The following is a 23,162-nucleotide window of genomic DNA, read 5'->3' on the forward strand; positions in this document are numbered from 1 at the left end:
CTATTATTAAAGTATGACAAGATATTTTCCACCTGAATGGTACAGACAATCATGTGTGCAGATAACCTGGCCCCATAAAGATACTGACTGGGGAGACTATTTAGATGAAGCTGAGAAATGCTTTTTAAATATTGCAAATGAGGTAACTAAACGGGAAAAATTGATTATAGTAGGTCATGATATTGATAGGATAAAAAAGCTTACCTTTGATCTACCATCAGATAAGGTGATTTATTTTGATGCAATAAATAATGATACCTGGGCAAGGGATCATGGGGGTATTACAGTTTTTGAAAATAGAATGCCTAAGATTCTAAACTATAGGTTTAATGGATGGGGACAGAAATTTCCGTCCAACTATGATAACCAGATAACGAGATTGATGTATGAAAAAGGGATCTTTGCTGATTTAGTAAAGATAGAGCACCATCATGACCTTGTACTCGAGGGGGGTAGTATCGAAACAGATGGGGAAGGTTCTTTGCTTACGACTACCCGGTGTTTGCTTTCTCTAAATAGGAATGAACATCTATCGCAGAAGGAGATAGAACAGCGATTAAAAAGGGATTTAGGAATCGATGTGGTACATTGGCTTACCCATGGTTTTTTAGAAGGGGATGATACCGATAGCCATATAGATACCCTTGCAAGATTTTGTAATGGGAATACTATATGCTATGTTAAGTGTTACTCACATGATGATATTCATTATGAGGAATTGACGAAGATGGAAGATGAATTAAAAAGTATAAGAAGACCAAACGGAGGAGAGTATAATCTGGTACCTATCCCTCTACCTGATCCCATATATTACAATGGTGAGCGTTTACCAGCGACTTACGCTAATTTTCTCATTATAAATGATGCCGTTCTTGTTCCAATTTATGGGTGTCAGCAGGATGGAGAGGCTATTGATATACTAAAAAGTGTTTTTACAGATAGGGAGATAGTACCTGTGGATTGTTCAGTTTTAATAAGACAGCATGGTTCTTTACACTGTGTAACTATGCAATATCCTGTGGGGGTAATTGATGAGTAGAATATTAAGGATAGGCTTGATTCAGCAGTCTAATACTTTTGATGTGAATGAGAACATAGAAAAACTTACTGAAAATATAAAGTATCTTGCTGGGAAGGGTGCTAATCTAATCGTTCTCCAGGAGCTACACAACTCTCTGTATTTTTGTCAGAGGGAAGCTGTGGAGTACTTTGATCTGGCTGAGCAGATACCGGGTAAATCCACGGTGCATTTTTCCAGGCTTGCTTCGGAGCTTGGTATTGTGTTGGTGACATCTCTTTTCGAGAAGAGGATGGCTGGAATGTATCATAACACATCTGTGGTTTTTGATAGAGATGGAAGTATTGCGGGGATATATAGAAAAATGCATATACCTGATGATCCAGGTTTTTATGAAAAGTTTTATTTTACACCGGGTGATTTAGGGTTTAAACCCATAGAGACATCTCTGGGGAAGTTGGGGGTGTTGATCTGTTGGGACCAATGGTACCCCGAAGCTGCAAGACTTATGGCCCTTGCAGGGGCAGAGATATTGATATATCCCACTGCAATAGGCTGGGACCCGGAGGATAATGTTGAGGAAAAGGAGAGACAACTGAATGCATGGGTAATTTCCCAGAGGGCCCATGCCGTTGCCAATGGATTGTTTGTTGTTTCTGTCAATAGGGTGGGTTACGAAAAGGATCCCTTCGATAATTTGGGTAAAGGTATACAGTTTTGGGGCAATAGTTTTGTAGCCGGACCACAAGGGGAGATTCTTTGCTGTGCCGGCAATCAGAATGAAGAAAATGTTTATATAGATATCCCCTTGGCAAGGGTAGAAAAGGTCAGGAGAATATGGCCATTCTTTAGGGATCGTAGAATAGATGCTTATGGTGATTTAATCAAAAGATGTATTGATTGATGCCTATATTTTGTTGTCAAAAATGAAATATCTTTTATAATTATATTATCGAAACGATGGGGTTTTATATGAAAAGACTAGGTGAGATATTAATAGAACGAAAGATTTTAACCAAAGAGGATCTGGATCAGCTCCTGGCCAAACAGCAAATAACAAAGGAGAAGCTGGGTGATCTTGTTGTAAAAATGGGTTATCTTACCTCAGATCAGCTTTTAAGTATAATAGCAGAACAATATGGCCTTCAATACCTCAATATAAAGGAGATCGTGATACCCCAGTCTGTCCAAAAGGAATTTAACTTTGATGTTCTAAAAAACTACAGGATTGTTCCCCTCAAAATAGAGGATAAGAAAGCTTACGTGGGTATAAACAATGTGAATATCTTAAAAGATCTGGATGAAATATCGTTTAATTTGGGGAAAACGGTTATACCAGTATTACTTTCTGAGACTACCGTGGATCGTATGCTGGATGATCTGGAAAAATTACCCTATGGGACAAAGGATTATCATTTTAAATCGTTGGAATTGATGATGCAGGGGGGAAAAGATTTTGATAATCTTATTATGACTATTATTAATTTTGATAACAAAATAGAACGGATATTTTTTAAAGAGAACTCTTCACCTTTTATCAAAAAGTACAACTATGTGGAAAAGATACCTTATGAGAAATTTACAAAAAACCATATCCTTAACATTATAAAAGAGGTTTGTGATGAATCGGATAGAAAAACACTTGTTGCCAATGGGTTTGTTAGCGTAAAAAGGCTAATAGATTCCAAAAGATTTACGGTGAACTTTTATAAGGAGAAAAGCTCTTTTTTTATCCTCGTCATAAACCATTCATCTGTTATAACAGATATCTCCAGTTTTAATCTCTCTAAGGACATATACAAAAATCTCATTGAGCCAGTAAAAGGGATAATCTTTCTCATTGCACCTTTCGGTCATGGTAAATCGACAATGTTGAATGCGATAATAGATTATTTTAATTCCACCAGAAATATTAATATGCTTTATGTTGTGGATAGGGTTTATGAGTCTATCAGAAATCATAAGTCTAACATAATACAGATTGAAAAAGAAAATATAAAGGGTAGAAAGGACTTCAACGACCTTTTGAACGATTTTGATCCAAATATCCTCTTTTTTGACAATTTGGATTCAGCGGAGACTCTAAATTATATATACAAATTTGTTGAGGCAGGAAGACCAGCCTATGTCTCAGTGGAGTCAAACAGTATCCCTTCAACATTAGAAAGTATATTGTATACAGAACGGGAACAGGCTTATAAATACCACCTTAATAGGCTTGCAGACAATATAAATCTATTTGTGAATTTTAGGCTTATACCGGGCAAGAAAAGTCAGAACAAGTACTTTATCTATGAGTATTGTACTAACAACTTCAAATTGAAAAAAATCATACGGGATAATTCTTTTAATATCATAAATACCCAGATGAGGGGTACTGGTGAGTATCAGCCCTTTGAGGTGCAGATGGCTGATCTGTTTTTAAAAAATCTTATATCTTATGATGTGGCTGAAAGCTATGCCCTTGATGTAGAGTTGTTTAAGAGATTAGCTAAGATTAGTGGTTAGTAGATGTCAGTAAGTAAATACTTCAAAGATAATTACTTACCTGCTTTAATTCAAAACTATACCTATAGGGAGAATCAGGTTCAGTTCTCTGAGGATCTCTTTCGTTATCTGGAAGATTATAAAGATATTGTAGCAGAAGCACCTACTGGTTATGGGAAAACTATAGCTTATCTTGTTCCGATCTTTGAACTGGGTAGAAGAACTATCATTAGCACCAAATCAAAACAGCTTATGAATCAGATTTTACTGAAAGATATACCTATTATTAAGAAAATTTTTAAAAATAAAGAATATAAAGTGGCTACACTATTAGGTAGGAGAAATTATTTCTGTCACTATAGATACTCGAAGTTTATTGTGCCATATTCAGATATTTATCCTGAAGTGGTGGAATGGGCAAACGGTATATTGGATAATAAAATAACAGAAGTTTATATGTTGAACTTTGGTGGGGATGTGTTGAATAAGATTACCGCTGATAGTTATCAATGTATTGGGGGCAAATGTCCTTATATTCAATCCTGTTCCTTTTATAATGCAAAAAATCTTGCCAATGAAGCGGATATTGTAATAACCAATCACCATATGATATTAGCTGATATCGCTATGAGACTGAAATTTGGTAATAGTTTTAATTTTGAGGTTGCTGAGCATATCATTTTTGATGAGGCTCATTCTGTTGCTGATATTTTCCCCCTTTATTTGGGAGAAGAGTTAAATTTTCGTTCCTTACTGAGCTTTGCAAGGGAGAATCGAAAGTTCATAGGTGATAATTTGATTAAAAAAATTGAACAAGAATACATGGCTTTGTGTATAAAAGCACAAAATATCAATAGGAAAAAACTGGATGACGATTTTCAAGAAAAATGTGTTAATTTTGTATCCGAAATGTGGGATAAATTTCATAATTTAGTTCCAGATGATGAGTACTCTGTCATGGAAAGATACTGGGAAACGATGAAAAAGATCAAAGATACAAATGGTGTGAAGGTCGTTGAGGGAAATGGTGATTTTTTCAATTTGAGAAATGTTCCCATTTATGCAGGTAAGCAGTTTGTTGATGGTGTAAAGGAAGCTGCTAATAGTATGCTTTTGGTAAGTGCTACAATTACCTTTGATAATTCTTTTGATTACATAAAGAAGGAGTTGGGTTTTGATGATACGGTGATTACCTTGAAGTTGGTACCTGAAAATAATCTTTTCTCTCAAGGGAAAGCGTATATTCATGATGAGTATCTTGTTAGTTTGGAGGATAAGAAAAAGTTTTATAAAGATTTTTTTTCAAAAAATAAGGGTGCTGCCATTGTTATATTCAATAATACAAGTCATATGCAGGAGATTGGTAAGTTTATAAAGGATTCCTTTAAAGATAAAAAGGTGTATTATCAAACGGATGATTTGCAGAGCTTAAATATTACACAAGATACCATCATATTGGGTTGTTCCATCATCAGAGAGGGGATTGATTTTGGTAATAAAGGTATAGAATATGTTATCATCGATAAGCTCCCATTTGAAAATATTTCAGATGTTTATGTAGAGGCAAAATTGGGTCACTACAAAAAAGAATATAAAGATCCATTTAAAGGGTATTATCTTCCAAGAGCGGTTATATTTTTCAAACAGGCTGTGGGTCGTCTGATAAGAAATGAAAAAGATAGAGGGTATTGGATTATTCTGGATAGCAGAATAAGAACAGAACATTATGGTAAGTACTTTTTGGACGTACTTAAGGGTGCTGGTAAAGTTGGAAAATTTTGGTAATTTTTTAGGAGGATAAGATGAGAAAGGTATCTTTGGATTACAATTTTGCCATGAGAGAGCATATTACAGATGGTATTACCAGCGAAGAACTCAATGAACACCTCAACCTGGCTAACGAAGGCCTCATCAAATTGAGTCAAATGGTGGAAAAGGGGGAGGTAGGATTCCCAAAACTCGTGGAATCTGATATCTCAGATCTCTTAAATTTTGTTAAAGAGGGGGCTGGTAGGTATGATGATGTTATTGTTATAGGTATAGGCGGTTCTTCGTTGGGGTTTGAGGCGATAACTAATGGGCTTTTACCTTATGGCTATAACTGCCTTTCAAAGGATAAAAGGGGGTTTTTCCCTAGGTTCTGGGTCATGGACAATGTGGACTCTTTTAAGGTATATTGGATTTTAAAGCATTGTGATCCAGATAGAACTTTGGCGATTGTCATAAGCAAGTCTGGCAGTACTGTGGAAACAGCTGCAAACTTTTTGATAGTTTATAAATGGTTTAATGAACATGCTGTGGATCTGAAAGATCATCTTGTGGCTATCACAGATCCTGTCAAAGGTGATCTTAGAAAGATTGTGGGGATGCTTAATATCCTTGCATTTACTGTTCCACCAAATGTAGGTGGTAGATATTCTGTTTTATCTGCTGTTGGTTTGTTGCCTGCTGCCCTTGTGGGGGTGGATATTAAAAGAATATTAGAGGGGGCTGCCTATTTTATCCATAACGGTAAGAACATATATCTCACTATGACAGCTATTTACAATATCTATCTTACTAGAGGCAAGAATATAAATGTGATTATGCCATATTCGTCAAGGCTGAAAAGTTTTTCTGAGTGGTTTAACCAACTTTGGGGAGAAAGCCTCGGTAAGAGGTATGATTTAAGTGGCAGGGAGGTTTATTTCGGTTCCACACCTGTTGGTGCTGTAGGGACAATAGATCAACATTCCCAATTGCAGCTTTATAAAGAAGGGCCTTTTGATAAATTTATAACTTTTTTAGAACTAAGTAAGCATGATTTTAATCTCGATTTAGATGGTAGTTGGTATGAAAACTATAATTACTTAGATGGAGTTGATCTCAATAGATTGCTCAATACAGAGCTGTATGCTACAGAGGCAGCGCTAAAGAAAGCATCAAGGGCTTCTATGAAGGTTGTGGTGGACTATCTCGATGAGTTTAGTATGGGCTACCTTTTTATGCTTTATCAGTATGTGGTGGCCACTCTCGGTATAATAAACAATATCAATCCATTTGATCAGCCAGGTGTTGAAGAGGGTAAGGATTATGCTTATGGTATTTTGAACAGGAAAGGGTATGATGAAAAACGGAAAGAATTTGAAAGCTTCAACCGAAGAGATAGAGATTTTATTATTGAATGAGTGTTTTAAGAAGATACCATGTGATTGCAAAAGACTTTTAGTGGCTTTTTCAGGAGGGAGAGACTCTGTGGCTCTCCTGCATTTTTTAAATAGGCATAGGGACAAACTGAAGATCATTTTAATGGCATGTCATGTTAATCATGGCTTAAGGGGAGAACTGGGTGATAGGGATGAGAGGTTTTGTGAAGATTTTTGTAGTAGATACGGTATTGAGTTTGTTTCAAAGAGGATAGATGTTCCTACTTTTCTAAAGAATAATAAAACATCTGTGGAGGATGCGGCAAGGCGATTGCGCTATCAGTCGCTTTGTGAGGTATTGGAGAAGTTCAATATGGGTTATATCGCCACTGCCCACCATCTGGATGATATGTTGGAGACCTTTTTTGTTAAGCTGTTTACAGGTTGTGCCATCTATAACCTAAAAGGTTTTAATGATACTAAAGTAATAAGACCTTTTTTGGGTGTGGGTAGGGATTTGATCGAAAAATATCTGAAGAAATATGATCTTGAATATGTGGATGATGAGACAAATTTTTCCGAGGATTACGTTAGAAACTGGGTTAGGCATAGGATATTACCGGAGATAAGAAGCTATAACAAAGGCTTTTTGCAAAATATCTTCTCCATTCAGGAACAATCTGAGGATCTGAAGATATTCTTAGAGGGGTACTTTTCTTCGATTGAAATTGTTTGGGGTGATAAGCTCTGTTATACTAGTAAGCAGGATTTAGTAAAAAGAACAAGGCTTGAAAAAAGGTATATCATAGGAAAGATGATGGAGCGCTTTTTTAGGGTGGAGAAACAGCATATCGATAATGCAATAGATCTTCTTGATGGGCAATCAAAGCGTATTAATCTACCAGATCGTTTTTTGTTTGAGGTGTCCTTTGAGAAGGTGATGGTATTCCACAGGGAATTGATAGAAGATTATAATTTTTTTAAAAAAGAAACAGTTGATATTGTTTTTTTACCAAAATTGTGTAAATATATAAAATTTAGCGGTGATCTGAAGCAAAGCAGCCTTATTGTTAGAAACAGAAGAACTGGAGATAGGGTTGCGGGAAAGAAATTAAAGGATATATTGATAGATAAAAAAATCGATCTGTTTGACAGGGATAGGTTAGTTGTTGTGGAAAAGGAAGGTAATATTATCTGGGTTGAGTCTGTATATGAAGGGAATGAAGAGATAAAGATTTATAGCATGGAGGATTGATGGAAAAACACAATCTGGAAGTTTTAATAAGTTACAATGAGATTATCGATAGGGTTAAGCTCATTGCAGAAACAATCACCAATGACTTTAAAGGTGAAGAGCTTTTGGTTGTGGGCGTGTTAAAGGGTGCTTGGATATTTATGGCTGATCTGGTTAAGTATATAGATCTACCTATGGAGATTAGTTTTGTTTCTGTCTCAAGCTATTCTGGCGCCAGAACCACTTCAAGCGGTATTGTAAGGCTGATATGTGATGTTGATAGACCAGTGGAGAAAAAAAATGTGATACTAGTAGAGGATATAATTGATACAGGCCTTACTATAAACTATTTGAGAAAACTTTTTTCTGTGAGAAATCCTTCTTGTCTTAAGATATGTGCACTCCTTGATAAACCTTCACGGAGACTTGCAGATATAAATCCTGACTACTGCGGTTTTACAATACCCGATGAGTTTGTGGTGGGGTATGGTTTGGATTACAACGGTTATTATAGGAACCTTAGAGATATATCGGTCTTAAAGCTAAATACTTAGGGGGTATGATGAGAGACAATTTTTATAAAAATATTACGTTATGGTTTGTGATTGCCCTTATAATGGTGGTGATGTTTAATGCTTTTAACACAGGTCAAGGGATCAAAAAAAAGATCTCATATACAGACTTTATAGAGCAGGTAAAGCAGGATAATGTAAAGAGTGTGGTTATAAAAGAGAAATTTATCACTGGTGAGTTTAAGAAAAACAATGAGCAGTTTGAAACCTATGCTCCTGATGATCCATCCCTTGTTTCTCTGTTAAATGAACACAAAGTGAAGATTTATGCCAAACCACCTGATCAAAATCCATGGTATATGCAGGTGCTCATCTCATGGTTGCCTATGATACTGCTAATAGCAGTCTGGATCTTCTTTATGAGACAGATGCAGGGAGGGGGTAAAGCGTTTAGTTTTGGTAAAAGTAGGGCTCGATTACTCACACCTGACCAGAGAAAGGTTACCTTTCAGGATGTTGCTGGTTGTGATGAGGCAAAGGAGGAGCTTGTGGAGATTATAGAGTTCTTAAAAGATCCCCACAAGTTTCAACGTTTGGGGGGTAAGATCCCTAAGGGGGTTTTATTAGTTGGACCTCCAGGGACTGGAAAAACATTACTTGCAAAGGCGGTAGCTGGTGAAGCTGGTGTTCCATTTTTTAGTATCAGTGGTTCCGATTTTGTTGAAATGTTTGTGGGTGTTGGTGCTTCAAGGGTTAGGGACCTTTTTGATCAGGGTAAGAAAAATGCTCCATGTATTATTTTCATAGACGAAATAGATGCAGTCGGTAGGCACAGGGGTGCTGGCCTAGGTGGTGGCCATGATGAGAGGGAGCAGACATTGAATCAATTACTGGTGGAGATGGATGGTTTTGAATCTACTGAAGGTGTTATTTTGATAGCGGCTACCAATAGACCTGATGTTTTAGATCCAGCTCTTTTAAGGCCAGGTAGGTTTGATAGACAAGTGGTGGTTCCAAGACCTGATGTTAAAGGTAGATTAGAGATCTTAAAGGTCCATGCTTCTAAGGTGCCGCTGGGGAATGATGTGGATTTAGAGGTTATTGCCAAATCCACTCCAGGTTTTGCTGGTGCAGAACTGGCCAACCTTGTCAATGAAGCGGCTCTTTTGGCTGCAAGAAAGAATAAAGAGAAAGTCAATATGGATGATTTTGAAGAGGCTAAGGATAAGGTGATAATGGGTAAGGAGAGGCGTTCTGTGGCTATTTCTGAAGAAGAGAAGAAGGTTACAGCCTATCATGAAGCGGGGCATGCAATAGTGGCGAGGTTTACCCCATTTTCTGATCCAGTTCACAAGGTGAGTATCATTCCAAGGGGTATGGCTCTTGGTGTTACCCAGCAGTTACCAAAGGATGATAAATATATTTATACTAAAGAGTACCTCAATGCCCGTTTATCTGTTTTAATGGGTGGTAGAGCTGCAGAAGAGATTGTGTTTGGTAGAATAAGTACAGGTGCAGGAAACGATATAGAAAGGGCTACAGATATAGCAAGAAATATGGTCTGCTCTTGGGGCATGAGTGAAGTTTTAGGTCCGTTAGCTTTTGGTAAAAAGGATGAGGCTATCTTTTTAGGCAAGGAGTTGGCTACACATAAAAATTATAGTGAAAAAACAGCAGAGATCATAGATGATGAGATAAGAAAAATTGTTTTAAGCGCTTATATGCATGCAAAGGACACCTTGTCAAACAATATAAAGTTATTACATTCAATGGCTGAGCTGTTGTTAGAAAAGGAAACCATAGAGGGTAAGGATATAGATGAACTGATAGATAAGGTTAATGGTGCATCTCAGATATCTTGATATGTTTTTAGAGGTTATAGATTCTGATAAAGACAGATTGGTTTATGAATGTGGCAAGATTGGGGCTCATCCTTATTCCTTTAGAGCTACTGATAGGGGTATTCCTTTGAATATCAAGATAAAAGGTATGAAGCCAGCTGCGGCTAATATTGTTAAACAGGAAGCTATTGCATCTGGAATAGACGCTGTGGTGCATAGAGGAGCTGTGGATTGTTCGGTTGATATGACGGATGTACTTATCTGTGGAGATATAAGGGGAATTAGGATCTTATCGGAAAGGCTTGATCTCCAGCCTTTTGGGTTAAAAGAGGTGGCAGATAGACTTAGAGGATTCTTAGCAGATAAAGGTGAGAGGGCTTTTCAGTGTCGTGATAGATTGTTGAATCTGAAAAAAAAACAGATGATGGCTATTGTGAATGTTACCCCTGACTCTTTTAGTGATGGTGGAAGGTTTCAGAATCTTGAGTATTTGGAAAACCATTTGATAAAGCTGAGGAGTTTTGGGGTAGAAGTGGTTGATATCGGTGGTGAATCCACTAGACCTGGTGCAGAAAGTGTTCCGGCTGAGGAGGAGTTAAGGCGCATAACACCTGCTTTAGAGATGGCTGTAAGTATGGGTTTTATTGTTTCTGTGGATACTTACAAATCTGAAGTGGCAAAAAAAGCCCTTGAAATGGGTGCTCATATTATAAACGATATTAGCGGATTGAGGTTTGATAAAGAGATGGCAAAGGTTTGTGGGGCATTTGGAGCAGGTGTAGTACTGATGCATATAAAGGGTACTCCAAAAACTATGCAGAACAACCCCCAATACGATAACCTCTTGGAGGAGGTTAAAAGGTATCTCCACGATGGTATAGAGATAGCATTGAATAGTGGAATAGATATCAAGAATATAATGATAGATCCAGGTTTTGGGTTTGGTAAAAGTTTGGAGGATAACTATAGGATACTCAAATACCTAAGGGAGTTTAGAGGCTTGGGTGTACCAGTGCTTGTGGGGATATCGAGAAAATCTATGATAGGAAATGTTCTCGGCAAGGATGTATCCCAAAGATTATTAGGAACAAAAGTGGCGGAAACAATAGCCCTTCTCAATGGGGCTGATGTAGTAAGGAGTCATGATCTGGAGGAAACTCTGGATATGCTCAAGCTCGTTAATTTTTATTCGGAAGTAGGGTTTAGATGTTAGAGGTTTTTAGATCGATTACCATCTTTGATGTGGTGGATATTGCAATAATTGCCTTTTTGATCTACAGAGTCCTTTTGCTAATAAAGGGGACAATCGCCCTAAGGATGACGCTGGGGGTTATAATTATACTTATTTTTTCATCATTTTCTACACTTTTTGGTTTTAAAGCTACAAGTTGGGTATTGAGCAACTTGACTGGTTATCTTTTTCTTTCTATCATTATACTTTTTCAGCCTGAGATAAGAAGGGCTTTGGCAATCATAGGGGATACAAAAGTCTTTAATAAAAACAATAGTCTAAATCTTTTTATTATAGATGAGATTGTAAAGGCTGTAACAGTGTTAGCCAATAAGCAGATAGGAGCCTTGATAGTAATCCAAAGGGAAATCGATCTGTTACCTTATATTCAGGTGGGTACAACGCTAAATTCTGATCTTAATAAGGATATTCTTATAAGTATATTTATCCCCCATTCCCCTTTGCACGATGGTGCTGTGATAGTAATTAATGGGAAAATTACTTATGCAGGGACAATCTTACCTCTTACAAAAAGGGTTGATCTGGATAAGAAGTTTGGTACTAGACATAGGGCAGCAATGGGTATTACTGAAGAGACGGACGCTGTTTGTATTGTAGTTAGCGAAGAAAGGGGGACCATTACCGTTTCGTATAGAGGGAATTTCACATCTGAACTTGACTCAGATACCTTAAGGGAGACGTTGCATAATATATTTAAAATTGATTCCATCAAAGAGGTCCATCATGATGCTGAGCAATAATTTGTTAAAATTGATCAGCATATTATTGGCCATTATAGTGTGGTTTATTGTGGCTACATCAGAACAGCAAGAGACAAGCTTTTATGTGCCAGTTAAATTTAAAAATGAGATGGAAGGGTTAAAAGCTTTTACCGATACAAACCTCGTTTCTGTTCTTGTTAAAGGGCCCAAGATATCTATGAAATCTTTTACATTTAATGATATAAAGATCGAAATTGATCTTTCTGGGTTTCAACATGGGGAGTACCTGTATAGAATAAAACCATCAGATATTATATTGCCATCTGGGATAAGTCTGATAAGAGTAGAACCACAGGATGTAAGAATAACCATCGATAAGGTTGGTAAGAAACAGGTTAAGGTTGTGCCAAGTTTTGTTGGTGAATTAAAAGATGGGTATAAGATCGTTTCTGTAAATATTAACCCCCAAACAGTTACAATCTTCGGTACTAACAAGAAAATCAGACTTTTGGAAAATGTTGAAACACTACCTATAAACCTGTCAGATGCAAGTAGATCCTTCAAACAAAAGATAGGGATAAAGGTAACTGATGTGATTTCAGATGCAAAACCCCAAGAAGTGGAAGTGGAAGTTAAGATAGCTGAAAATATAATAGAAAAGACATTTTTTAACATCCCTGTATTGCTGGAAAGACCATGGGGTGGTTTGAGGTTTAGGGTTTTATCAAAGGACAGGGTAGATATTACAGTCAAAGGTAGAAGCGATAAGATAATTAGTTTGGATAATCTGTCTATTAAGGCTAATACTACAGGGATCACTCAAAAGGGTATTTACAATGTTCCTCTAAAGGTGTTAAATCTTCCCGGTGATGTGGAATTGTTACAAGTGGAACCAAAGAGTATAAAGATAGAGGTAACACAATGAGAAAGTATTTTGGAACAGATGGTGTTAGGGGAAAGGCTAATTTATACCCTATGACACCAGACTTTGCACTCAAGCTTGGTCAGGCTGCGGCAAAAGTTTTTAGAAATGGCCATAAAAAACATAGGATAGTTATTGGTAAGGATACAAGGGTTTCTTCTTATATGTTTGAATATGCCATAGCCTCTGGGCTTTGTTCAATGGGTATGGATGTTGTACTTGTGGGTGTTTTGCCAACTCCTGCTATATCGTTTATAACAAGAAGTCTCCGGGCGGATGCAGGTATAGTTATCTCAGCATCTCATAACCCTTACTACGACAACGGGATTAAGTTTTTTTCCAGTGATGGGTACAAGCTGCCGGACGAGTTAGAACTTCAGATTGAGAAGATTATAGATGACAATATGATAGAACTTGAACCCATCATAGGTAGGGTAACAAGAATTGAGACTGCTATTGGAAGGTATGTGGAGTTTGCCAAAAGCTCCTTTGATAAGAACTATGATCTAAGTGGTCTAAAGATAGTAGTGGATTGTGCTAATGGGGCAACGTATAAGGTTGCTCCGATGGCTTTTGCTGAACTTGGTGCTGATATTGTGATCATAAATGACAAACCGAATGGATATAACATAAATGATAACTGTGGAGCTGTTTATCCTGAAGAGCTTGCTAAAAAGGTGATTGAGGTTGGAGCAGATGTTGGTGTATCCTTTGATGGGGATGGGGATAGAGCTATCTTTGTAGATGAAAATGGTTCTATTGTTGATGGGGATTATGTGTTGGGCATTTGTGGTAGATTCATGAAGGAGAGGGGGCTATTAAAAAATAACACGCTTGTAGCTACTGTGATGAGTAATCTGGGTTTCGAGAGGTCTTTAAATAAGATAGGTATTTATGTAGAACGCTGTGATGTGGGAGATAGATATGTTATAGAAAAGATGAGATATCTGGATCTGAATCTCGGAGGAGAGCAGTCTGGGCATGTTATCTTTAGCGATTATAATACTACTGGGGATGGTTTAATTACAGCCCTTCAGCTTTTCAAGGTGATGGTTTTGTCTGGGAAAAGGTTGAGTGAATTGCAGGAGTTTATATCTACGTATCCCCAAGTGCTCAAGAACGTTTCTGTGAATAAAAAGATACCGATCAAAGATCTTCCCAAGACAACCCACCTCATAAAGGAGTTTTCTGACCAACTTGGACAGGAGGGTAGAATCTTTGTAAGGTATTCTGGGACAGAAAATAAATTAAGGGTTATGGTGGAGGGTCAGGACTATAGTAAAATAGATTATATAGCAAACTCTATTTCGGCTACTGCTGTAAAAGAAATAAACGGTTGGAGTATGGAATGACGAAGTTGGGTGTAAATATTGACCATGTGGCCACTATTAGACAGGCAAGAAAGGGTAAAGAACCTGATCCTGTTCACGCAGCTGTTTTAGCTGAATTAGGTGGAGCTGATGGTATTACTGTACATCTGAGGGAGGATAGGCGTCATATACAGGAAAGGGATATATTTCTCCTTAAGGAGACGATAAAAGTAAAGTTAAATTTCGAAATGGCTTGCTATGATGATATTGTGGAGATAGCTTTGAGGTTGCATCCTAATACCTGTACCCTTGTTCCAGAGAAGAGACAGGAGCTCACCACTGAAGGGGGGTTGGATGTGATTAACAATTTTGATCTTGTAGCCAAAACGGTGGACGTTTTACAGTCTAACGGGATCGAAGTAAGTTTATTTATTGATCCAGATAAGGTCCAGATAGAAAAGGCGCTCCAGACAGGTGCAAAATATATAGAGATACATACTGGTAAATTTGCTGAAGCGGAAAATACCCCAGATTATGCTTTGGAGTTAAAGAAGATTGAGATCGCTGCTAAGTATGCTTCAGAGCTTGGGTTTATTGTGAATGCAGGACATGGTCTAAATTACAGAAATGTTGTAGACTTGTGCGGGGTGTTTCATTTCTATGAGCTTAATATTGGTCATTCTATAGTATCAAGAGCTGTTTTGGTGGGTTTTGAAAGAGCAGTCAGAGAGATGAAAAACATTTTGGATAGGTTCCATAAAGAGTAATGTATGTTGGGCTGTGATATTGTTGAAATAGATAGAATAGATAGTGCTTTAAAAAGGTTTGGGGATAAATTTTTAAATCGTATATTGACCGAAAGGGAAAAAGAGATTTATAATAAAAGGGGTGGTTCCCTTCAGTTTTTGTCTGGAAGGTTTGCTGCAAAAGAATCTATCTCTAAGAGTTTTAAAACTGGTATAGGTTCTCAGCTCTCTTTTAGGGATATAGAGATACTAAATGGTGAAAAAGGTGAACCGATTGTGTTTTTAAAAGGGATAAAAAGAGAGGATATTGAGGTTTCAATTTCACATGGTAGGGATTATTCTATTGCGGTTAGTATTTTAAAGGGGTGATAAGTGAACGCTGCTGTTGTTATACCTGCTAGATATGGTTCTACCAGACTTGAGGGTAAACCTTTAAAGGAGATTGCTGGTGTCCCTATGATTGTCTGGGTGATACAAAATTGTAAGAAAAGTAAAGCGGATAGAGTCATTGTTGTCACTGATGACAATAGGATATTTGATGAATGCCGTAAAATAGAAGGGGTAGAGGTGACTTTGAGCGATCCAGATCTCCCCTCTGGGACGGATAGAGTTGCTCAAGTAGCCAAGTATTTGGAAAGTGATATAATCATAAATGTTCAGGGTGATGAGCCTTTTATCGACCCTAAGTTAATAGACGATATGATAGATGATTTGGCAAAAGGTGATGCCGTAATGAATACAGCATGTGTATCTATTGATCCTGATACTGCCAGAAACCCCAATACTGTTAAGGTAGTACTGGACAAGGATGGATATGCTATATATTTTTCGAGATCAGTTATCCCTTTTGACAGGGATGGTCATGGTAGAGTGGAGTATTTAAAGCATATCGGCATCTATGGATACCGGAGGAGTTTTCTTAGGGTGTTTACATCACTGGAGAAGTCATTTTTGGAGGAGATAGAAAAACTGGAGCAGCTGAGGGCAATTGAAAATGGCTATAAGATCAAGGTGATAAAGACTAACTATAGAGGTATTTCTGTGGATACGGAGGAGGATCTTATTGAGGCAAATAAATATGCTAAGAGGTTGTTAAATGGCTAAGTTTATTTTTGTGACAGGTGGTGTACTTTCTTCATTGGGTAAAGGTATCACTGCGGCATCGTTGGGTACCCTTTTGGAACTTAGAGGATATAAGGTGATAATAAAGAAGTTTGATCCCTATTTGAATGTTGATCCCGGCACAATGAGCCCTTTTCAGCACGGCGAGGTCTTTGTTACGGAGGATGGTGCGGAAACAGATCTTGATCTCGGCCACTACGAAAGGTTTCTCAACTCATATACCAACAGGGACTGTAATGTAACTACCGGGAAGATATATCATCATGTTATAGAAAAAGAGAGAAAAGGGGATTATTTGGGGGCCACTGTTCAGGTTATTCCCCATATCACCGATGAAATAAAAAACAACATAAGGAAGCTCTCCTCAGACTTCGATATTGTGATTGTGGAGATTGGGGGTACTGTTGGTGATATTGAGAGTTTACCATTTTTGGAGGCGATAAGGCAGCTGAGATTCGATCTGGATGAAAAGGATGTGGTTTATATACATGTTACTCTTGTACCATATATCAAAAGTGCTGGTGAATTGAAGACCAAGCCCACCCAGCACTCTGTAAAGGAGTTAAGGGAGATAGGTATACAACCTGATATTCTTGTATGTCGTTCAGAGTACCCCCTTAACGATTCGATCAGAAAAAAGATAGCCCTTTTTTGCAACATTTCAAAGGATGGTGTAATAAACGCTATCGATGCGTCAAGTATTTATCAGGTACCGCTCTTGCTTCATAGTGAGGGGATTGATAGAGTAGTTTTACAAAAGTTAAACCTTCCTGAAGGAAGCCTTGATCTCTCAAAGTGGGAAGAGATCGTCTTTAGGCTCAATAATCCAGAAGGTGAGGTGACAATAGGTGTAGTTGGAAAGTATGTGGACCTTAAAGATGCATATATAAGTTTGAATGAAGCCCTAACTCATGGTGGTATAAAAAATAAGCTGAGAGTCAATGTTAAGTGGATAGATGCTGAAGATTTAGAAAAGATGCCTCCAGATAAATTTTTTGAAGATGTTAATGGTATTTTGGTGCCAGGTGGTTTTGGCGATAGGGGAGTTGAGGGTAAGATCAATGCAGTGAATTTTGCAAGGGTAAAGAATATCCCCTTTTTCGGGATATGTTTGGGGATGCAGTGTGCAGTCATAGAGTTTGCGAGAAATGTTCTTAGGATGGAAGGGGCTAATAGCGTTGAGTTTAATGCAAAAACTCCTTATCCTGTAATCGATTATATGAATGAACAAAAGAATATAAAGAAACTGGGTGGAACGATGAGATTGGGTGGGTACAAATGTACCATCAAAGAAGATACACTGGCTTTCAAATGTTATGGTGTGGGAGAGATCATTGAAAGGCATAGGCATAGATTGGAGTTTAACAATAAGTTTAGAGAGGACTTTTTAAAAGGTGGTGTGACGATATCCGGTTATAATCTGGAAAAAGATCTGGTTGAGATTATTGAGATTAAGTCTCATAGATGGTTTTTGGGATGTCAGTTTCATCCCGAGTTTAAGTCTAAGCCTACGAACCCCCATCCGTTGTTTAGCTCCTTTATATCTGCTGCTTATAAATATAAGAACGAAAAGGATGAAAAGGTGGTAATACAATGATACTTTTTGCAGGTCCTTGTGTTATTGAGAATAAAGAGCTGCTGGATGAGGTGTGTGCATTCCTCAAGGGTGTTGTTTCGAAATACAATGATGTGGAGTTTTATTTTAAATCTTCATACGATAAGGCCAATAGATCTTCGGCAGATGGTTACAGGGGGCCAGGCATCGATGATGGTTTGATGATGTTGGATTATGTGAAAAGGAAGTATGGGGTTGGTATTATTACCGATGTTCATCAGGTGGAAGAAGTGGAAAAGGCTAGTAGGGTAGCCGATGTTATACAAGTACCGGCATTTTTATCAAGACAAACAGATCTGCTGGAAGCTGTTGCTAAAAGTGGTAAAACGGTAAATGTGAAAAAAGGGCAGTTTCTTGCACCTTGGGATATGGGTAATGTCAAGGAAAAGTTAAAAAGATGTGGGGCTAAAAGGATTGTCTTTACCGAAAGGGGTGCTTCCTTTGGTTATAATAACCTTGTGGTGGACTTTAGATCTTTTCCAATCATGAAAAGTTTGGGGGTGGAAGTGGTGTTTGATGCTACCCATTCTTTGCAACTACCGGGAGGGAAAGGTAGTAGTTCCGATGGACAAAGGGGTTTTATCCCTTATCTTGCCAGAGCTGCTGCTGCCTGTGGGGTAGATGGTTTCTTTTTTGAGGTTCATCCTGAGCCGGATAAAGCACTTTGTGATGGGCCTAATATGGTAGATTTTAGAATGTTTCAGGATATATTTGATGCGATAATGAGGATTAGGTCTGTTTTATGAATCTGCTTAATATTGCCAAAGAGACAATGAAGATAGAGGCTGATGCCATTTTGAGGGCTATGGATCGCCTTGATGAAAACTTTGAAAAGGCTGTACATATTATTCTTAAGTGTGAAGGTAGAGTAATTGTTACAGGTATGGGTAAATCAGGGTTGATAGGTAAAAAAATTGCAGCTACCTTGTCATCGACTGGGACCCCTTCCATATTTTTGCATCCTGCTGAAGGTGTCCATGGTGATCTTGGAGTTATTACCAGTAAAGATTGTATAATAGCCATTTCAAATAGTGGTGAGACGGATGAATTGATATCCATTTTACCTGTGATAAAGATGCTTGGTGTTAAGATCATAGCTTTGGTGGGTAGGACTGACTCAACGCTGGCTAAAAAATCTGACTGTGTGATAGATGCATCGGTTTTAAGGGAAGCGTGCCCCCTTAATTTAGCACCTACAGCTTCCACTACTGTGGCTCTTGCTTTGGGGGATGCTTTGGCGGTGGTTTTACTTAACAAAAGGGGTTTTAAAAAAGAGGATTTTGCCATGTTTCATCCCTCTGGTGCACTTGGAAAAAGATTGCTTATAAAGGTTGAGGATCTGTATCACACAGGTGATGAATTGCCAGTTGTTAAAGCAGATAGTAAGGTTTCTGATTCAATTTTTGAGATGACAAGCAAAGGTTTTGGTTGTACAACTGTGGTTGATGATTCCGGTAAGCTCATCGGAATCTTAACTGATGGTGATTTAAGAAGGGGTATGCAAAAGTTTAGAGATCTTTTTGATAGAAAGGTTATAGATGTATGCACCCTCAATCCAAAAACGATAGATAAGGATGAACTGGCTGCCACAGCATTACAGATTATGGAGAGCAAATCGATTACCTCCCTTATTACTGTGGATAAGGATGGTAAACCGGAGGGTATCATCCATATACATGACATTTTAAAAAAGGGGATAGTATGAACATTAAACTTTTGATAATGGATGTAGATGGTGTATTAACGGATGGTAAGATTACCTATACTGCTTCTGGTGAGGAGATAAAATCCTTTCATGTTAGGGATGGTCTCGGAATAAAACTTGCGAAAAAGTACGGGATAGAGCTTGCTATAATCTCGGCAAGGTATTCTAAGATAACAGAGATCCGCGCTCAGGAACTGGGTATAGAGCATGTATATCAAGGACATTTTGAAAAACTGGATATATATGAGGAGATAAAGAAAAAGTTGGATGTCACTGATGATAAAATATCCTTTATTGGTGATGATCTAAATGACATACCTATACTTAAAAGAGTTGGTTTGCCGGCTACAGTATCAGATGCCCCAGATGTGGTAAAAAGGTTTGCCCAGATAGTTACTCCCCAGCCTGGAGGTCAAGGTGCGGTAAGACACCTTATAGAAATAATTTTAAAGAGAAATGTTAAGTGGGAAGAAATAGTAAACTCATATTCCTTGTAATTACATCTCTGGTATGTATCGCCATTGGTTATAGCATCTATGTAGATATAAATAAACCTAAAAAGATTGAAAAGAAAGAAGTGATCTCTTTTATTGAGGATTTCTCAATGAAAGCTAACATCGATAGCGGAGGGTTTTATAGGTTAAAAGCCAAAAAAGCTTACCTATTTCTTGAACAAGAAAAGGTGGATTTTGAAGGGTGTGATTTTTATTACTACGATTTAAAGAAGGAGATAAGTGGTGTTTCTGATAAATGTTTTTTTGAAAGGGATAAGCAGGTTGTGCTTGAGAAAAATGTTGCTGGTAGTTACAATAATTTAAAGATCACCACTAAAGAAGATAGTAAATTGGTGTATGATATAAAAAAGGCTTCGGGTTTTGTGACAGGCGAAGTTATGGCTATGGATGATAGAAATTTTATAAGATCTAACAGATTGAATTTTGATAAGGATAAAGTATATGTGGAGTTTATAGGTAATGTTGAGGTGAAATATGAAAAGTAAAATATTTGTTCTATTTCTTTTGGTGTTTATTACGACTGGTTTTGCAAGTGATCGCTACCCTATCAATATCGAGTCAGATAGTGTGAAATATTTTGGTAAAGAACAGTATTCTCTTTTTATTGGAAATGTAAGGGCTACCCACAAAGAGATGAAACTTTTTGCAGATGAGATGAAGGTGGTTTTTGATAAAAACAGGGAAGTGGAAACAATCTTCTGTACTGGCAATGTTAAAATGGTAAAAGAGGGGATGTACTCCCTATCTAAGGAAGCTGAGATTAGGTTGAAGGAGAATGTTCTTGTTCTTAAAGGAGATGCAAAAGTTTGGCAGGGAGAAAATTATCTTGAAGGTAACGAAGTAATAGTATATAATAATGACAACAGAGTAATTGTAAACAAAGCTGAAAACAAACGGGTTAAAGTAATTTTTTATCCAGATAATAAAACACAGGGAAGTTTTGGTGGGAATAAAGACAAAGAATCTCAAAAAGATATACAAAAAAAGAACAGTGGTAGATGATGTTTCTATAGAGGTAAACGAAGGTGAGGTTATAGGACTGCTTGGACCTAATGGAGCAGGGAAGACTACTACGTTCTATATGATTGTTGGTATTGTACAACCGGATTCTGGTTCAATCTTCCTCGATGAAGAGGATATAACTGACAAGCCTATTTACCTAAGAGCCAAAAAGGGTATCAGCTATTTACCCCAGGAATCCTCAATATTTAGAAAGATGACAGTTTATGACAATATATATGCAGCCCTTGAAATAAATCATAGGGATACTTCTTTTATCAAGGAAAGAGTAGAGGAGTTGATAGCTGATTTTAATCTGGAAAAGGTTAGATACAGTATGGGTTTTTCTTTGAGTGGAGGTGAGCGTAGAAGGGTTGAGATTGCAAGGTGCTTGTCTACAAATCCAAAGATAATATTATTGGACGAGCCTTTTGCAGGTATAGACCCGATATCGGTAATGGATATTCAGAAAATGATATTTAAGCTAAGATCTATGGGTATAGGTGTTTTGATCACGGATCACAATGTCAGGGAGACGCTTAAGATTACGGACAGAGCATATATACTTACCGATGGTTCGATTTTAGCACAGGGGTCACCTGAGGCAATTGTAAAAAATCAGGACGTTATCAATAGATATCTTGGAGAAGAATTTACTCTATGAAAGGGGCAAAACTTAATTTAGGGATTCAAACAAAACTCGGCCAAAAGCTCCTCATTACTCCACAGATGAGACAATCTCTGAATATACTTCAGATGACTGTTACGGAACTCAGTACAGAGCTAAATAATATTCTACAGGAAAATCCTGTTCTGGAGGTTATTGAAAGTAAAGAGGACTTTGAACAGAATAGTAGTGAGATAGATCAGTATTTGGAAAATCTTAAAAAGATAGAATGGGAGGATTTCTTCTCTGATAGGGAGGATTTCAAATACATTGCAAGTGATGATGAGGATGTGGACTTTGAAAAGTTTGTTTCCAGGTCAGTGTCTCTTGAGGATCATCTCATTTTTCAGCTAAAGATATTAGGTTTACCGCCGGAAGAGGAGGAGATTGGCATCTATATAATAGGTAATATTGATGAAAATGGTTATCTGGCTTCTTCTATTGAAAACATTGCTGCCGATTTGAAGGTGGATGTGGACTTAGTTCGGAAGATTCTCCGTCATATTCAGGATTTTGAGCCTTCTGGGGTTGGTGCAACAAATCTTTCTGAATGTGTAGTTAAGCAGTTAGAGGATATGGGGGTGGTCCAGGATGATATAGAACTAATAAAAGTGATTTTACAGGATCATTACACCCTTTTGGAGAAAATGGATATAAAAGGTTTAGCAAATGCCCTGGATATCTCCACAGAATATGTGGAGGATCTTATAGGTATGATCAAAAGAACCGATCCAAAGCCTGGCTTGAAATATTACAATCAAACAAAATATATAGTTCCTGATGTTTATGTGATAAAAAAAGATGATAAGATAGAGATAATCCCCAATGATGAGTCTATCCCCTCTATAAAGATAAATGGCTATTATATAAAGATGCTCAAGGATAAAGGGCTGGACAAAAATACTTATGATTATATATCCGAAAAGGTAAAAAGTGCATTATGGGTTTTAAAGAGTTTGAACCAAAGGAAATCTACTATTATCTCTGTTATGGAGAGTATAGTAAAGTTTCAGAGGGATTTTTTTTTCAAAGGTTTCGATGCATTGAAGCCACTGAGATTGAAAGATATTGCGGATGACATAGGCATACACGAGTCCACCATAAGTAGAGTGACTTCTGGTAAGTATGCTATGACTGAGTTTGGGGTTATTGAGATAAAGACATTTTTTGTAAAAGGGATTCAAACTGATAGTGGTAACATAACCACTGATTCGGTAAAATCGATGATAAAAGCTTTAATAGATGATGAAGATAAATCCAGACCTTTGAGTGATCAAAAGATTTCTGAAATATTAGCTAAAAAAGGTGTTAACATAGCAAGGAGAACTGTGGCAAAATATCGCGAAGAGATGGGGATACCATCCACAGCAGATAGAAAAAATAGATGAAAA

Annotated in this window: 23 protein-coding genes; all 23 read left to right on the forward strand. The window is 37.5% G+C overall.

Going from position 1 to position 23,162, the window contains the following annotated elements; all coding sequences use genetic code 11:
• Positions 1 to 13: 13 nt before the first annotated feature.
• The 23 genes from N3C60_08420 (at position 14) to rpoN (ending at position 23,159) form a co-directional block, all read left to right on the forward strand.
• Entirely contained in the window at positions 14 to 1,039 is a 1,026-nt protein-coding gene (locus tag N3C60_08420) for an agmatine deiminase family protein (protein MCX8084927.1), read from the forward strand.
• A complete protein-coding gene (locus N3C60_08425; GenBank protein ID MCX8084928.1) occupies positions 1,032 to 1,922 on the forward strand; it encodes a carbon-nitrogen hydrolase in 891 nt (296 codons plus the stop codon). Before N3C60_08420 ends, N3C60_08425 begins: the two co-directional genes overlap by 8 nt.
• A gap of 68 nt (positions 1,923 to 1,990) precedes the next feature.
• A complete protein-coding gene (locus N3C60_08430; protein MCX8084929.1) occupies positions 1,991 to 3,526 on the forward strand; it encodes an ATPase, T2SS/T4P/T4SS family in 1,536 nt (511 codons plus the stop codon).
• A gap of 3 nt (positions 3,527 to 3,529) precedes the next feature.
• The gene (locus N3C60_08435; protein MCX8084930.1) at positions 3,530 to 5,290 is read left to right on the forward strand and encodes an ATP-dependent DNA helicase; all 1,761 of its coding nucleotides are present in this window, start codon (positions 3,530 to 3,532) and stop codon (positions 5,288 to 5,290) included.
• A 17-nt stretch (positions 5,291 to 5,307) separates the two neighbouring features.
• Entirely contained in the window at positions 5,308 to 6,672 is a 1,365-nt protein-coding gene (locus N3C60_08440) for a glucose-6-phosphate isomerase (GenBank protein ID MCX8084931.1), read from the forward strand.
• On the forward strand, positions 6,608 to 7,885 hold the full coding sequence (gene tilS / locus N3C60_08445) for a tRNA lysidine(34) synthetase TilS (GenBank protein MCX8084932.1): 1,278 nt from the start codon (positions 6,608 to 6,610) through the stop codon (positions 7,883 to 7,885). Before N3C60_08440 ends, tilS begins: the two co-directional genes overlap by 65 nt.
• Entirely contained in the window at positions 7,885 to 8,418 is a 534-nt protein-coding gene (gene hpt, locus N3C60_08450; GenBank protein MCX8084933.1) for a hypoxanthine phosphoribosyltransferase, read from the forward strand. The genes tilS and hpt overlap by 1 nt, the downstream gene beginning before the upstream one ends.
• 5 nt (positions 8,419 to 8,423) lie before the next feature.
• Complete coding sequence (gene ftsH, locus N3C60_08455; protein ID MCX8084934.1) at positions 8,424 to 10,238, forward strand: ATP-dependent zinc metalloprotease FtsH; 1,815 nt, start codon at positions 8,424 to 8,426, stop codon at positions 10,236 to 10,238.
• A 1-nt stretch (position 10,239) separates the two neighbouring features.
• A complete protein-coding gene (folP, locus tag N3C60_08460; GenBank protein MCX8084935.1) occupies positions 10,240 to 11,430 on the forward strand; it encodes a dihydropteroate synthase in 1,191 nt (396 codons plus the stop codon).
• Positions 11,424 to 12,209 (forward strand): diadenylate cyclase CdaA, encoded by a 786-nt coding sequence (cdaA, locus tag N3C60_08465; GenBank protein ID MCX8084936.1) that lies wholly within the window; start codon positions 11,424 to 11,426, stop codon positions 12,207 to 12,209. Before folP ends, cdaA begins: the two co-directional genes overlap by 7 nt.
• The gene (locus N3C60_08470) at positions 12,193 to 13,095 is read left to right on the forward strand and encodes a CdaR family protein (GenBank protein ID MCX8084937.1); all 903 of its coding nucleotides are present in this window, start codon (positions 12,193 to 12,195) and stop codon (positions 13,093 to 13,095) included. The genes cdaA and N3C60_08470 overlap by 17 nt, the downstream gene beginning before the upstream one ends.
• The gene (glmM, locus tag N3C60_08475; protein ID MCX8084938.1) at positions 13,092 to 14,444 is read left to right on the forward strand and encodes a phosphoglucosamine mutase; all 1,353 of its coding nucleotides are present in this window, start codon (positions 13,092 to 13,094) and stop codon (positions 14,442 to 14,444) included. Before N3C60_08470 ends, glmM begins: the two co-directional genes overlap by 4 nt.
• Positions 14,441 to 15,169: a pyridoxine 5'-phosphate synthase gene (locus N3C60_08480; protein ID MCX8084939.1), complete on the forward strand. Its 729-nt coding sequence runs from the start codon at positions 14,441 to 14,443 to the stop codon at positions 15,167 to 15,169. The genes glmM and N3C60_08480 overlap by 4 nt, the downstream gene beginning before the upstream one ends.
• A gap of 3 nt (positions 15,170 to 15,172) precedes the next feature.
• On the forward strand, positions 15,173 to 15,517 hold the full coding sequence (gene acpS / locus N3C60_08485) for a holo-ACP synthase (protein ID MCX8084940.1): 345 nt from the start codon (positions 15,173 to 15,175) through the stop codon (positions 15,515 to 15,517).
• A 3-nt stretch (positions 15,518 to 15,520) separates the two neighbouring features.
• Positions 15,521 to 16,252: a 3-deoxy-manno-octulosonate cytidylyltransferase gene (kdsB, locus tag N3C60_08490; GenBank protein MCX8084941.1), complete on the forward strand. Its 732-nt coding sequence runs from the start codon at positions 15,521 to 15,523 to the stop codon at positions 16,250 to 16,252.
• Entirely contained in the window at positions 16,245 to 17,867 is a 1,623-nt protein-coding gene (locus tag N3C60_08495) for a CTP synthase (protein MCX8084942.1), read from the forward strand. The genes kdsB and N3C60_08495 overlap by 8 nt, the downstream gene beginning before the upstream one ends.
• The gene (gene kdsA, locus N3C60_08500; protein ID MCX8084943.1) at positions 17,864 to 18,631 is read left to right on the forward strand and encodes a 3-deoxy-8-phosphooctulonate synthase; all 768 of its coding nucleotides are present in this window, start codon (positions 17,864 to 17,866) and stop codon (positions 18,629 to 18,631) included. Before N3C60_08495 ends, kdsA begins: the two co-directional genes overlap by 4 nt.
• Complete coding sequence (locus tag N3C60_08505) at positions 18,628 to 19,590, forward strand: KpsF/GutQ family sugar-phosphate isomerase (protein MCX8084944.1); 963 nt, start codon at positions 18,628 to 18,630, stop codon at positions 19,588 to 19,590. The genes kdsA and N3C60_08505 overlap by 4 nt, the downstream gene beginning before the upstream one ends.
• Positions 19,587 to 20,087, forward strand: coding sequence for an HAD-IIIA family hydrolase (locus tag N3C60_08510; GenBank protein MCX8084945.1), 501 nt, complete (start codon positions 19,587 to 19,589; stop codon positions 20,085 to 20,087). Before N3C60_08505 ends, N3C60_08510 begins: the two co-directional genes overlap by 4 nt.
• Complete coding sequence (locus N3C60_08515) at positions 20,054 to 20,590, forward strand: LPS export ABC transporter periplasmic protein LptC (GenBank protein ID MCX8084946.1); 537 nt, start codon at positions 20,054 to 20,056, stop codon at positions 20,588 to 20,590. Before N3C60_08510 ends, N3C60_08515 begins: the two co-directional genes overlap by 34 nt.
• Positions 20,580 to 21,107 (forward strand): lipopolysaccharide transport periplasmic protein LptA, encoded by a 528-nt coding sequence (lptA, locus tag N3C60_08520; GenBank protein MCX8084947.1) that lies wholly within the window; start codon positions 20,580 to 20,582, stop codon positions 21,105 to 21,107. Before N3C60_08515 ends, lptA begins: the two co-directional genes overlap by 11 nt.
• Positions 21,049 to 21,768, forward strand: coding sequence for an LPS export ABC transporter ATP-binding protein (gene lptB / locus N3C60_08525; protein MCX8084948.1), 720 nt, complete (start codon positions 21,049 to 21,051; stop codon positions 21,766 to 21,768). The genes lptA and lptB overlap by 59 nt, the downstream gene beginning before the upstream one ends.
• Positions 21,765 to 23,159 (forward strand): RNA polymerase factor sigma-54, encoded by a 1,395-nt coding sequence (rpoN, locus tag N3C60_08530; protein MCX8084949.1) that lies wholly within the window; start codon positions 21,765 to 21,767, stop codon positions 23,157 to 23,159. The genes lptB and rpoN overlap by 4 nt, the downstream gene beginning before the upstream one ends.
• Positions 23,160 to 23,162: the final 3 nt, after the last annotated feature.

It is taken from the genome of Calditerrivibrio sp., from assembly GCA_026415135.1.
Taxonomy (GTDB): Bacteria; Chrysiogenota; Deferribacteres; order Deferribacterales; family Calditerrivibrionaceae; genus Calditerrivibrio.